Genomic DNA, 12,449 nt, shown 5'->3' with positions numbered 1-12,449 from the left:
GACCCGTTACCTTCTCGTGATCTCCATTCGCCCCTTTTCGCCGCCTTGGGTGGATCCGCGCGGGACTATTCGGGCCGCAGGTGGGTCGTGAAGCTGAACCGGTCGCCACGGTAGAGCGAACGGACCCGTTCCAGCGGGCGCCCGTCCTGGTCCCGCGAGAACCGGTGGATGAGCAGCATCGGCAGGGCCGGCGGGGTGCCGATCAGGAGGGCCTCGCGGGGGGTGGCGAGCACGGTCTCCAGCTTCTCGTCGGCGTCCCCGAAGGAGATCCCGAGCCTGTCGAGGAGGTATCCGTAGAAGGAGGAGTCCGGCTGGAACTCGCCGTCGAGGCGGGGCGCCCGCGCCACCCGGATGTACGTGCTCTCCAGGCCGACCCGCTCGTCGTCGGCGAGCAGCACGCGCTCCAGGTGCCAGACGGGCTCGCCGGGCTCGGCGCCGATGCCGGGGGCCAGCTCGGGCGGGCAGGGGAAGCGCTCCAGTCCGATGAGGTTGCGGCCCGGGCGGCGGCCCTGGCGGCGTACGCCCTCGGTGTAGCTCGCGAGGGAGAGGGGCTGTTCGAGCTTGGGACCGGCGACGACCGTGCCGCGGCCGGAGCGGCGGAGCCGGCCCTCCAGGAGCAGCTCGCGCAGGGCCTGCCGTACGGTCTCGCGGGACACCTCGTACCGCTCGGCGAGATCCCGCTCGGTGGGCAGCGGACCGCCCTCGCCGAGGTCGTCCAGAAGGTCCGCGATGAGGGCCTTCACCGCGTAGTACTTGGGGATGCGGCCGTGCTCCGGAATGCCGGACCGGACGGGCGAGCCGGGGCGGTGGTGCAGGTTCTGTTCTTCCACCCTGGGACTGTACGCGGGCCGGGTGTACCCAGATCAGCGCGCCGGGGTACCGGGGGTGCGGGGGGTGTCGGCGGCGGGCGGGCCCGTACGGGTGCGCAGGCGGCGGGCGGCCAGCAGGAGCCCGGCGCCGGCGACGAGGGAGGCCGCCCCGCCGATGCCGTACAGCCGGTTGCGGGGGCCGGTGTCCGCGAGGGACCCGGCGTCGCCCGTCTCGTTCTCGGGGCCCTCGACGGAGAACCGGTAGCCGCCCGCCTCGCCGACCCAGTCGCCGTCGTCGGCCTTGCGCTGCACGAGGGCGGCGTCGGCGAGGACCTCGCCGGCGGGGGTTCCGGGGGCGAACGCCAGGCTGACCTTGACGGTCAGAGAGCCGCCGGCCCGGACGGCGAAGCCGGAGAAGGCCTCGCCCCCGTCGAAGACGGCGATGACCTCGTCCCGGTCGCTGCGCTCCAGGCTGACGGGGAGCATCGCGCCCGGAGCCTCGAACTCCATCCGGAAGTGGGCGGGGAGCAGGGCGCGGGCCGTGTCCGTGAACACCACGACGGGGTGGATGGCGGTGCATTCGGAGTTGGTGGTGTTGGTGAGGTCCAGGTACCAGGTCTGCGGCCCGCCGCCGGCCCGGTACACGGCCGGCCCGCCGCGGATCCGCGCGCCGATGGGGAAGGCACTGCTCTTCCCGTCGCCGCAGGTGGCCTCGATCCGGGAGGGCAGCGCGGGCGCGGGCCGGGCGCCGCCGCCGTTGCCGACGTCCGCGGCCGCGTACGGGGTGGAGAGGGCGACGGCGGCCAGGACGGGGACGGCGGAGAGGGCAAGGGCTTTGCGCAGTCGCATGGAAGACCTTCGCTTCGCTGCTCGCCGGACGGGGGGTGGTGGGGTGGACCGTTCCGATGGTCGGACGAGGCGACAATCACCCCGGCCTCCCGGCACCCTCCCACGCCCTCACACCCGCCTCGCCCCGCCACGCCTGCCGGCCCGCGCCTTACGCCTGATCGGATCAGCCATCGGATCAGGCACCGGTTCAGGCACCGGTTCAGGCACCGGTTCAGACATCGGTTCAGGCACCGGATCGGCCATCGGATCAGCCGAGGACGAAGGGCAGCCGTACGGCGAGCGCGCCCAGCTCCTCCTGCTCCGACGGGGTCGGCGCCCGCCTGCCGGTGCCGACGAGGAGCGCGTCGCGGTCGGTGAACGACGCGGGGAAGGCGGCGCCGGCGATCCGTTCCAGCAGCGCACGGGACCGGGCCAGCCCTTCCGGGGGCGGTGGGGGCGTGCCGTCGGGGAGGTGCGCGATGAGGTCGAGGTGGTGGAGCGTCCACTCCAGGACGTACGCCGTGAGGTAGTCGGCCACGGTGAGGACCTTGTCCTGGGTCAGCACCCGCATGCCGGGGTCGGCGAGCCCGGCGGCGCGGCCGGCCGCGGTGCCGACGTCGTCGAGGTGGAACCTGAGCAGCCCCGGATCGCCGTACGCGGCGGCCAGCCGCACGGTCAGGGCGTCGAGCGGATCCTCGCCGTCGGGCGGCCGGTCGGCGACGTTCCAGTACGTGGCGGCGTCGGCGGTCGCCTCACCGGCGGCGGGGGTCACCAGGGTGATGAGGACGTCCTGGGCGTCGATGACGAGATGGCACACCAGATCCCGGACGAGCCAGCCGCGACACCCGGACTCCCGCCCGAAGTCCGCGTCCGCGATCGTGTCGACGGCCCCCAGCAAGGCTCCCCAAGAACACGAGAAAAGCTCCATCCGGCCACGCTATTACGCCCCGGCGGGCGGACGCCCGGCCGACGGCGCGCGGGGCCGACGGCGTGCCCGGCCCACACCCGGCGGGGCGCTCGGCGGGGCGCTCGGCGGGGTGCCCGGCGGGATGCCCGGCGGGGCGCTCAGCCCACGCGGCCGAAGAGCGGGGCCAGGGCCAGTTCAGCCGCTCCCTCGGCGACGCCGTCCTCGGACGCGGCGACCTCCGGGACCGGGCCGCCCAGCGTGCGGGCCTCCAGGACGCGGCGGACGCCCGTCGTGAAGACCTCCGGCGCGGAGTCCACCACCCGTCCCCCCAGCCACACCCGGTCCACGTCCAGGAGCGCGACCACGTTCGCGGCGCCCTCGCCCAGGATCCGCGCCGCCTCCGGGAGGTCCCCGCGGGCCACCGCGTCCAGGCACAGCACCTCCGCGCACCCGCGCCCTCCGCACCGGCAGGGCGGGCCGTCCAGCATCAGGACCTGGTGCCCGAACTCCCCCGCCGCGGAGCGCTCCCCGCGGAAGACCTCGCCGCGCAGCCGCAGCCCGGCCCCCAGGCCGGTGCCGAGGTGCAGGTAGAGGGAGGTTCCGACGGCCCGGCGGCCGGGGACCGCGACCCCCGCGTTGGTGTCCTTGTCCAGCAGTACCGGCGGGGCGTCGGGCCCGAGCCGGTCCGCCACCGCCTGCCGCAGCGGGAACCCCTCCCACTCGGGGTATCCCGTCACCCGGCCCAGCACGCCGGCCCGCCAGTCGAGCGGTCCGGGCGCGGCGACGCCCACGCCCAGCAGGGACCCCGCGCCCGCTTTCCCGCACAGCCGGTCCACGACCCGGGCGATCTCGTCCGCGACGGCGTCCGGTCCGGCCGCGAAGTCCAGGGGGCCGCGGAGCCGCTCGAGGACCGTGCCCAGCATGTCCACCCGTACCGCCCGCAGTTCGTCGCGGTCGGCGTGCACCCCGACGGCGTGCCGGGCGCCGGCGGCCAGCTGGAGCAGCGTCCGCGGCTTGCCCCCGGTGGACTGGCCGCGGCCGGCGTCGGCCACGAGTCCCTCCGCCCGCAGCCGGCCCGTGATCTTGCTGACGGCCTGCGGGGTGAGGCGCGTGAGGGCGGCGAGTTCGGTGCGGCCGAGGCCCTCGAGACCCGCCTCGCGGAGCAGGGCGAGTACGAGCGCGTCGTTGTGGCCCCTCAGCGCGGGTAGGTTCGCGCCGCTTCCATTGCTTCCGCTACGCCAGTCCACGTTCCCATTGTCCACCCTCCTTGCACTTAAGCAACAGTGTTGCCAAAGTGGACGCATGAACGCCTCCCCCTCCGCCGCCCCCACCGGCACCGCCACCCCCACGCGGTCGAACCACGCGCTGCGCGTCGGCCTCATCGGGTACGGGCTCGCCGGTTCCGTCTTCCACGCGCCGCTCGTCTCGGCCACCGACGGGCTCGTCCTCGACACGATCGTCACCTCCGACCCCGGCCGGCAGGCCCAGGCGCGCGAGGCGTACCCCGACGCCCGGATCGTCGGCACGGCGCAGGAGCTCTGGGAGCTCACCCCGGCACCCGACCTGGTCGTCATCGCCTCCCCCAACAAGACCCACGTCCCGCTCGCGACCGCCGCGCTGCACGCAGGCATCCCGGTCGTCGTGGACAAGCCGCTCGCCGCCACCGCGGCCGAGGCCCGCGAACTCGCCGCCCTCGCCGACAAGACCGGCACCTTCCTGTCCGTGTTCCAGAACCGCCGCTGGGACAACGACTTCCTCACCCTGCGCCGCCTCATCGCCGACGGCGAGCTCGGCGAGATCCAGCGCTTCGAGTCCCGCTTCGAGCGGTGGCGCCCGCAGCTCAAGGGCGGCTGGCGCGAGTCCGGCGCCCCGGAGGAGATCGGCGGCCTGCTGTACGACCTGGGCAGTCACGTCGTCGACCAGGCGCTGGTGCTGTTCGGCCCGGCCGTACGCGTGTACGCGGAGACCGACGTACGCCGCCCGGGCGCCGAGGCGGACGACGACACCTTCATCGCCGTCACGCACGCGAACGGGGTCCGCTCCCACTTCTACGTCAGCGCGACCACCGCGCAGCTCGGCCCGCGCTTGCGCGTCCTGGGCTCGCGCGCCGGCTACGTGAAGTACGGGCTCGACCCGCAGGAGGCCGCCCTGCGCGAGGGGCAGCGGCCGGGCGTCGGCGACACCCCGTGGGGCGAGGAGCCCGAGCACCTGTGGGGCCGGGTGGGCTCCGGCGAGTCCCCGCTGACCGGCGGCGGAGCGCCGGTGGCGACCGTACCGGGGGACTACCCGGCGTACTACGCGGCGGTGCGGGCGGCGCTGCGCGAGGGCGGGCCGGCGCCGGTCACCGCGCACGAGGCGGCGCGGTGCCTGGAGGTGCTGGAGGCGGCGCGGACCTCCTCGCGGGACGGGGTGACCGTCGAACTGGGTACGGCCATGTCCTGAAAATGGACAGTTTGCGGTTCAGGGGGCATCTATCCTGCACAGGTTGTAGATCATCACATGTGTGAAGAACGGAACCCGTCTGTGAAGCTGCCCCGGATCGCATCGGCCGTCGCCGCCGCCGCGATGGCCCCGGCCGTCCTGCTCGCATCTCCGGCCTTCGCCGCCGACACCTCGTCGCGGGCGGCCGCACCGGCCGCTCCGACCGTGCCGGACCGGGCGGCGGACGGGGCGGCGGGCGAGGCGGCGGGCAAGCTCGCGGACGAGCCGGAGGGCGGGAAGGCCGAGAAGCCGGCCGAGGACCCCCGGGCCGCGAAGGACCGGGCCGCCGTCGAGGCGATCCTGGCGGATCCGGCGAGCGGGCCGGGCGTGCGCGAAGCGGCCGAGAAGGCGCTCAAGGGATCGGCCGCGGACCTGCGGAAGTTCCTCGACGTGGAATGGGCCCGGGAGCAGCTCACCGACGACCGGGTACGGGTCTCGCAGATCATCAGCGCCGGCGGCCGGGCCGTGCAGAAGGCCGGCAAGGCCGCCCTGAAAGCGGACACGCAGGCCGCGCTGACCGAGTTCCTCGAGCACGGGCAGCACACCGCCCGCTACGAGGACGACTTGGTCGAGGTGGCCCGGATGCTCGACGGCGCGGGCCGGGGCATCACCGAAGCGGTCAACCGGCTGCTGGACAGCGGGACGCCCGAGGAGGTGCGCGAGTTCGTGGCGAACGGGCAGTACCGGATCCGGGCGGTGGACGACCGGGTGGCGCTGTTCGCGATGCTCGACGGCGCCGGCCCGGGCCTCAAGGAGGGCATCGTCAGCCTCCTGAAGGGGAACCCGACCCCGGCGGAGCTGCGCACCTTCGTGACGACCACGCAGCACGAGCTGCGCGACGACGACAACATGGTCCTGATCTGGGCGATGCTGAACAAGGCCGGCCCGGAGCTGAAGAAGGCCGCGATCATCGCGATCAACGGCACGCCGGCGGACCGCGCCGAGTTCCTGAAGACCGGGCAGTTCACGGCCCGCGACAAGGACAAGGCCGCGCCCGACGCGCAGACGGGCAAGCCGGACACGGGCAAGGACGGCTCCACCGGGACCACGGGTACGACCGGGACGGGGACCGGGACCGGGACGGCCATCACCGGCACCACCGGCACCACCGGCACCACCGGCACCACCGGCACCAAGGCGGCCGGCAACACCGGGGTGACCGCGGCGGGCGGTTCCGGCGGGGCCCTCGCGAGCACGGGCACCGAGACCGCCCTGATCGCGGGCGGCGGCGCCGCCCTGCTCGGTGCGGGAGCCGGCCTGGTCTTCGCCAACCGCCGCCGCCGGTCATCCGCGAAGGACTGACCCGCGGCCCGCGCGTCGCAGGCACACGTGGGTGAGGGGTGGGACGGCCGGTGCCGTCCCACCCCTCACCCACGTGTGGGCGAACGGCGCCTACGCGCCCTTGAACTCCTGGCGCTGGCGGCCGAGGCCCGCGATCTCCACCTCCACGACGTCACCGGCCCGCAGGTACGGCTTCGGCTCGGGCTGGCCCATGGCCACGCCCGCGGGGGTGCCGGTGACGATGACATCGCCCGGGTACAGCGTCATGAACCGGCTCAGGTACCGCACGACCTCGCCGACCGGGAAGATCTGGTCGGCGGTGTTGCCGTCCTGCTTGAGCTCCCCGTTGACCCAGAGCTTCACGTCCAGGTCCTGCGGGTCCGCGACCTCGTCGGCCGTGAGCAGCCAGGGGCCCAGCGGGGTGAACGTCTCGCAGTTCTTGCCCTTGTCCCAGGTGCCGCCGCGCTCGATCTGGAACTCGCGCTCCGATACGTCGTTGACCAGCGTGTATCCCCCCACGTGGGCCAGGCCCTCGGCGGCGGAGGACAGGTAGCGGGCGGTGCTGCCGATGACGACGCCGAGCTCGGCCTCCCAGTCGGTCTTCACGCTGCCGCGCGGGATCAGCACGGTGTCGTCCGGGCCGACCACGGTGTCCGCGGCCTTGAGGAAGAGGATGGGCTCGGCCGGCGGCTCCGCGCCGATCTCGGCGGCGTGCCCGAAGTAGTTCAGCCCGATGCCCACGATCTTGCCGATCCGGCCGACGGGGGCGCCGATCCGCAGGCCCTCCGCGTCCAGGGCCGGAAGTGCGCCGGACTCCGCCGCTTCCCGTACCCGGGACAGCACGGAGTCGTCGGCGAGCAGGGCGCCGTCCACATCCGTGATCAGGCCGGACAGGTCGCGCAGGGTCCCGTCCTGGTCGAGCAGCGCGGGGCGCTCGGCCCCGACCGGTCCGACACGCAGCAGCTTCATGGGCATTCTCCCGTGGTCGTGGGTGGTCGGCCCAGGGGCGAGCCGGGGCCTGCCGATGGGTTGCGGCCATCGGAGAATTGGTTGATCCTCCAAGATGGCCGCCCAATCCGCAAGACCCTGTTCACAGACTGGAACGCTTGCGGTGCTGGAGCCAGGCCCGCTCGGCCACGGACCACGCGGTGGTCGTCACCAGGTACAGCCCGGCGGCCAGCGGCACCACGGCCGCCGTGATCAGCGTCCCGAACGACAGCAGCGGCAGTACGCCGCCCAGCTTGCGCAGCGCCTCCTGCTGCTCGGCGCTCACGTTGGCGGCGGGTACCGGTACGGGTGCCTCGGCGGCGGCGCGCCGCCCCCGTACGGCACTCCAGGCGGCGACCACCGCGATGGCCGCGAACAGCCCCAGGAACACCAGCCCCTGCGCGCCGAGGAAGCCGCCCGCACCGAGGGCGTCGCTCCACCGGGCCCCTAGCGGCGCGGCGAGGAGCCGGTGGTCCAGCAGCTCGCCGGACGAGGAGAAGGCCTGGTACATGAGGAAGAACACCGGCAGCTGGAGCAGCACGGGCAGCAGGCCGGCCACCGGGGTGGCACCGCGGAACGCGGCCCGGTTCAGCGGATGCAGGGCGAGCCGTACGAGCACGGTGAACAGCACGATCGCGGCAGCGGTCGCGGACTCGGCCAGAACGGGCTCGAGGAGCCTGCCCAGCTCTTCAACAAGGCGGGTGAAAACGGACACGCGGGCCCTCCGAGGGGTCTCGTCAACGTCGAAAGAGGTGCATTTCGGCGCGACGACCACGAGGGGCACGACGACGAACAGAAGGGATGGGGGAAGAGAAGTGCCCCTACGCGGCCGTCAGGACGGGACGACCGGGCGCCCTGGGCCGCGACCGGCCCGAGGCATCGGGATCACGCTGCGGCAGGAACGCCGTGCGCTGCTCGCGATCACGTATCGCGGTACGTATGCGGTGGGGCGGAACGGGCCGTACGAGCCGGGCGGCGAGGGCCGCGGCGCCCACGGCGACGGTGGCGGCGAGGGCGACCACGACGGTGCCCAGCCCGCCTTCCCCGGCGAACAGCCCGAGGAGCCCGACGACCCCGGCGAACAGGAGCAGGGACATCAGCGGGGACATCGGCAGCCGCCGACGATCGAGCCGTGCCATGCCGAGCCCCCCTCCCGAGATCGGATCCGTACCCACCACAACCAAGAACGCGATCTAGCTCCGCAGGGTTCCCCAGACCACGAGCCGATATTTGGAGGTGTACTCGGGCGTGCAGGTGGTGAGCGTGATGTACGCGCCCGGCCCGTCGTACCCGTACTCGGGGTGGACCGTGCTGCGCGGCACGGGCGCGATCACCCCGGTGTCCCGCTCGCCGGTCTCCCCCAGGGTCTTGCCCACCACGTACGTGTACCGCTGCCCCCGGACGTCGACGATCAGCTCGTCCCCGGCCCGCAGCCGGTTGATGTACCGGAACGGCTCGCCGTGGGTGTTGCGGTGCCCGGCGAGCGCGAAGTTCCCCTGCGCCCCGGGCTGCGCCGTCCCCGGGTAGTGCCCGGCGTACCCCTTGTCCAGCACGGCCCGCTTGTCGACGCCCTGCGCGACGGGCACGACGACCCCGAGCCGCGGGATCCGCAGCACGCCGTACGCGGACTCCCCCGGCGGCGCGGGCGCCGGCCTCCGTGCCGGCGCCCCGGCCGCGGGAGCGGAAGGCGACCCGGGAGCGGGTGCGGAGGAGGACGCGGAAGGCGCCGGAACCACGGAGGGAGCGGAATCAGGAGGGGCGGGCGGGGAAGGAAGCGTCCACTGCTTCTCCAGCTCCCGGACTTCCGCCCGGGCGGCGGCCAGGGCCTGCCGGTTGGTCCACCACACCTGGTGCACCACCAGCAACAACACCACCACACCCACGGTGACGGTCAGTTCGGCGGCCGCCCACAGCACCCCGGCGAGACCGGCGCGCCGCCCCCGCCGGCCACCCCCTTGCACCACCACACGCATGTGATCCCGCACGGGCCGCACCTTAAGACCTCCCCCGCCAACAGACCAGGGCAGTACGGTGTGAACCATGCGCCCTGACACGCCTGCCGAGCACATCGCCGAAGCCGAGCGCCTCATCCGCACGGCGACCCGTTACCCCGAGGACCAGGAGCCCCTGCTGCTCCAGGCCGCGGCCCACCTCGAACTGGGTGACGCCCGGGACCGCGCCAGCGCGCTGTACGACCAACTCCTCGCCTCCTCACCCGCCGATCCGCACCTGATCAAGGCGCTCCAGGCGGCGAACCTGTGGGAGTACGGCCACGAGCCCGAGGCCCGCGCCCTCATCCAGGGCATCCGCGCGGCGGCACCCGCGGACGCGGCCCCGTGGGAGGTCATCGCGGAAACCCTCGAAGCGCACGACGAGTTGACCGCGTCGGAGGAGTGCTTCACCGAGGCCGCCGGCCTCCTCATCGAGGAGAACGCGCCCCTCACCCAGGCCACCACGGCCCTCCTGACGGGCCGGCACCGGGTCCGCCGCCTCCTCGGGCTCCCGCACGACGACTGGGACATGGTCGCCGACACCCGCCACATCGGCCCGATCCCGCTGGACGAGCTCCACGACCCCAAGCGCATCTGGGCCCTCGGCTCCGACGACCCGGCCGAGCTGCGCGCCGAGATCGCCCGCCTCCGCGCCGAACTGGGCGACCGCCGAGCCGCCCTCTCCCGCCCGTTCCCGGTGGCGATCCTGCACTGGCCGGCCCGCGAACTGGCCGAGCTGATCACGTCGTACCCGACCCTGGCGGCGGAGTACCCCTCGCACGAGGCGCACCTGACACACATCGAATCGTCCCTGCGCGCCCTGGCGGCCTCGGGCACGACGAACCTCGGCATCGTGACGGCGAGCGTCCCGTCCTACGAGGCCTTCGCGGCATCGGAGAAGACCTCCCCGGCCTCCCCCTCCCTCCTCCCGGAATACGCCACGACCCTGGCGGCCCGAGGCAAGGCCACCCCCTGGCCCCCGACCCCCAACACCCCCTGCTGGTGCACCTCGACGAAGCCCTACTCGGAGTGCCACGGCGCCTCGGTCTGATCCGGAACGAGCGCCAAGCCACCCGTTGAGCGGCCTTGCCCGCTCAACCTGCGGTGGCACCGCGCCGCTTGGCAGCCGGCTCCCGGCGGCGTGCCCGGACGATCCCGTCCACGCGCGCCGCCGCATCCTCGACCGTTTCGTGTTCCCAGACGCGGACCGCCAGCCAACCAGCGTCCGCGAGGCGCCGGTCCGTGTCGTGGTCGCGGGCGCGGTTGCCTTCGATCTTCGCGCGCCGGAACTCCGCGTGCAGCGCGCTGCGCAAGGCCATCTCGATGCCCGTGTTCCTGCTGTTCTGCCAGCTCGTGCGAGCGCGTACGTCGGCAGTGCTCTCCAGGGCTTCCACCCCCTCATTGTCACGCCACGGGAAGTTCCAACTGGAGGTGGCCGCGGGCTTGGGCCGTGGGTGGGGTGGGGCGGGTGCGGGTGAGGGTCAGGAGGGTGCGGAGCGCCCGGACGACCTCCGCGGGGGTGTCGCGGATCATCGACGGGGTCGCGCTGACCACCAGGATCCCGTGCGACTCAAGGCGCAGGCGGCGGTGGAGCGTGGCGTGCCAGGCGTCGCGCGTGTAGTGGTACTCCGCCGAGTCGATCTCCAGGGCCACGCCCTCGTCCGGCCAGTACGCGTCGGGGCTGGCCAGGAAGGTGCCGTCCGGGGTGTACAGGCGGGCGTTCCACAGCGGGGGCGGGAGGTCCGTCGCCGTCAGGGTGTCCCGGGCCAGGGCCTCGGCGATCGAGCGGACCCCCGCGACGAGCTCCGACGCGGCGGCGCGGACGGCCGGGCGGGTGAGGAGGCGGGCCGCGCGGAGCTCGGCGTGCAGGTCCTGCGGGTGGCACCAGCCGGCCTGGACCACGTGGGCCAGGGTCGAGCGGATGCGGTCGGGGTCTTCGGCGCGGGCGGCGAAGTCGGCCGCCGCGCGCACCGGTCGCGTGCTCGGGATGCCGGACACCGCGATGGTGCGCGGCCAGCGGGCGGTGGCCAGCGGGCGGACCTGCGGGGTGCCGGTGAGCCGGCGCGGGGCGCGGATCAGGACGTCGGCCGGGGTGTGCGGGGCGTCGCGGATGCCGAGGAGGGCCAGGGCGGCGGCGCCGGTGAGGACGGCCGTGTCGCCGCAGAGCGGGTCGGAGGCGGGCTCGGCGGCGTACAGGACGGCGGCGAGGGCGCGTTGGCGGTGGTCCGGGGGGCCGGTCTGGAGGAGGTAGACCCGGGGGAGCAGGCGCTGCCAGGGCCCGCCCGGGCGGGTGCGGGAGGTGATGGTGCCCTCCGGGATCCCGGATGCGGCGAGCTGGTGGCGGGTGGCCAGGTTGAGCTGCCTGCGCGGCAGCGGCTTCGGTGTGATCATGCCGCGGGTATGCCCGGCGGGATCGGCCGGCACCCCCGGCCGGCCCGCGCATCACGCCGGAGCGTGATGCGGCGGGGTCGGCGCGGTCGACTGGTTCGGCGCGGTCGGCGTGGCCCGCTCGGCGCCCGGGTGGTCCGGGGAGAGGAAGACGATCACGCCCGTCTGCGTGCCCGGGCGGGCCGTGACCTCGTGCCAGCCCAGGCGGCGGTACGTGGCGACCGTGTCGGTGGCCAGGCGGGAGGTCAGCAGCCAGGCCCGGCGGTCCGGGGCGTCGGCGGTGATCTCCGTGAGCAGGGTGCGGCCGGTGCCGTGGCCGCGCGCGTACGGGCGTACGGCGAGCTCGTCTATCTCCAGCGCGCCCGTCAGGAGTTCCCGCACCCGCGCCGGGCCGAGCTGCGCGGCGACCTGGGCGTACCCGCGGTCCTTGGGGAAGGTCGCCGGGGTGAGCCAGCCGGTGGCGAAGCCGTCGATGCCGGTCGCGGACTGGGCGAGGGCCGTACGGAAACCGCGGCGCCGGCTGTCGCTCTGGAGCCGGACCGCGAATTGGCGAATGGTTTCTGCGTCCTCGTTCCAGGGCGGGGCGGAGAAGGTGTCGGCATAGGCGTCGACCAGTTCGTCCGCGAGGTCGAGGACGGCCTGTCCGTAGCAGATCACGATGTCCGAGCTCCTCTTTTTCCCGTTCGGGATGGGAGAGTCAATTTATGCCGGATCGGTTCCCCGGGGCACGTATCGCACGGATCCGGCGAGTGTGCGACAAATCCCCTCCCCGTCTTC

At 74.1% G+C, this 12,449-nt stretch carries 14 protein-coding genes; 3 read left to right on the top strand and 11 right to left on the bottom strand.

Annotation, left to right across the window (positions count from 1 at the left end; translation table 11 throughout):
• Positions 1–65: 65 nt before the first annotated feature.
• The 4 genes from ACFY1T_RS27870 to ACFY1T_RS27855 form a co-directional block, all read right to left on the bottom strand.
• Positions 66–830, bottom strand: coding sequence for a GntR family transcriptional regulator (locus ACFY1T_RS27870; RefSeq protein WP_390790592.1), 765 nt, complete (start codon positions 828–830; stop codon positions 66–68).
• A gap of 33 nt (positions 831–863) precedes the next feature.
• Positions 864–1,658, bottom strand: coding sequence for a hypothetical protein (locus ACFY1T_RS27865; RefSeq protein ID WP_390790591.1), 795 nt, complete (start codon positions 1,656–1,658; stop codon positions 864–866).
• 247 nt (positions 1,659–1,905) lie between these two features.
• On the bottom strand, positions 1,906–2,565 hold the full coding sequence (locus ACFY1T_RS27860) for a maleylpyruvate isomerase N-terminal domain-containing protein (protein ID WP_390790590.1): 660 nt from the start codon (positions 2,563–2,565) through the stop codon (positions 1,906–1,908).
• 137 nt (positions 2,566–2,702) lie between these two features.
• Positions 2,703–3,791, bottom strand: coding sequence for an ROK family protein (locus ACFY1T_RS27855; protein WP_390790589.1), 1,089 nt, complete (start codon positions 3,789–3,791; stop codon positions 2,703–2,705).
• A 55-nt stretch (positions 3,792–3,846) separates the two neighbouring features.
• On the opposite strand from ACFY1T_RS27855, the gene ACFY1T_RS27850 reads away from it, so the two are divergent.
• Positions 3,847–4,986 carry a Gfo/Idh/MocA family oxidoreductase gene (locus ACFY1T_RS27850; protein WP_390790588.1) on the top strand — a complete coding sequence of 380 codons (1,140 nt, stop codon included), beginning with the start codon at positions 3,847–3,849 and terminating at the stop codon, positions 4,984–4,986.
• Between the two features lie 81 nt (positions 4,987–5,067).
• The gene (locus tag ACFY1T_RS27845) at positions 5,068–6,327 is read left to right on the top strand and encodes an ALF repeat-containing protein (protein WP_390790587.1); all 1,260 of its coding nucleotides are present in this window, start codon (positions 5,068–5,070) and stop codon (positions 6,325–6,327) included.
• 90 nt (positions 6,328–6,417) lie between these two features.
• On the opposite strand, the gene ACFY1T_RS27840 is transcribed toward ACFY1T_RS27845, so the two are convergent.
• The 4 genes from ACFY1T_RS27840 to ACFY1T_RS27825 all read right to left on the bottom strand — a co-directional run bounded on the left by ACFY1T_RS27840 (position 6,418) and on the right by ACFY1T_RS27825 (position 9,266).
• A complete protein-coding gene (locus ACFY1T_RS27840) occupies positions 6,418–7,275 on the bottom strand; it encodes a fumarylacetoacetate hydrolase family protein (protein ID WP_390790586.1) in 858 nt (285 codons plus the stop codon).
• Positions 7,276–7,396: 121 nt separating this feature from the next.
• Positions 7,397–8,008, bottom strand: a complete 612-nt coding sequence (locus ACFY1T_RS27835) for a YidC/Oxa1 family membrane protein insertase (RefSeq protein ID WP_390790585.1) — start codon at positions 8,006–8,008, stop codon at positions 7,397–7,399.
• Positions 8,009–8,114: 106 nt separating this feature from the next.
• Positions 8,115–8,402 (bottom strand): DUF6412 domain-containing protein, encoded by a 288-nt coding sequence (locus tag ACFY1T_RS27830; RefSeq protein ID WP_390790628.1) that lies wholly within the window; start codon positions 8,400–8,402, stop codon positions 8,115–8,117.
• Between the two features lie 84 nt (positions 8,403–8,486).
• On the bottom strand, positions 8,487–9,266 hold the full coding sequence (locus ACFY1T_RS27825) for a class E sortase (protein WP_390790627.1): 780 nt from the start codon (positions 9,264–9,266) through the stop codon (positions 8,487–8,489).
• Positions 9,267–9,333: 67 nt separating this feature from the next.
• On the opposite strand from ACFY1T_RS27825, the gene ACFY1T_RS27820 reads away from it, so the two are divergent.
• Entirely contained in the window at positions 9,334–10,335 is a 1,002-nt protein-coding gene (locus ACFY1T_RS27820; RefSeq protein ID WP_390790584.1) for a hypothetical protein, read from the top strand.
• A 43-nt stretch (positions 10,336–10,378) separates the two neighbouring features.
• Here ACFY1T_RS27820 and ACFY1T_RS27815 read toward each other — a convergent pair whose 3' ends face one another.
• The 3 genes from ACFY1T_RS27815 to ACFY1T_RS27805 are packed head-to-tail and all read right to left on the bottom strand — an operon-like array spanning position 10,379 to position 12,329.
• A complete protein-coding gene (locus ACFY1T_RS27815) occupies positions 10,379–10,678 on the bottom strand; it encodes a hypothetical protein (protein ID WP_390790583.1) in 300 nt (99 codons plus the stop codon).
• A 10-nt stretch (positions 10,679–10,688) separates the two neighbouring features.
• Positions 10,689–11,675 (bottom strand): hypothetical protein, encoded by a 987-nt coding sequence (locus ACFY1T_RS27810; protein ID WP_390790582.1) that lies wholly within the window; start codon positions 11,673–11,675, stop codon positions 10,689–10,691.
• A 51-nt stretch (positions 11,676–11,726) separates the two neighbouring features.
• Positions 11,727–12,329 carry a GNAT family N-acetyltransferase gene (locus ACFY1T_RS27805; RefSeq protein WP_390790581.1) on the bottom strand — a complete coding sequence of 201 codons (603 nt, stop codon included), beginning with the start codon at positions 12,327–12,329 and terminating at the stop codon, positions 11,727–11,729.
• Positions 12,330–12,449 lie beyond the last annotated feature (120 nt).

It is taken from the genome of Streptomyces sp. NPDC001194, assembly GCF_042896985.1.
In the GTDB taxonomy this organism is placed as follows: domain Bacteria; phylum Actinomycetota; class Actinomycetes; order Streptomycetales; family Streptomycetaceae; genus Streptomyces.
The sequence above is the reverse complement of the archived record's forward strand: the minus strand, read 5'-3'. Positions and strand labels throughout refer to the sequence as shown.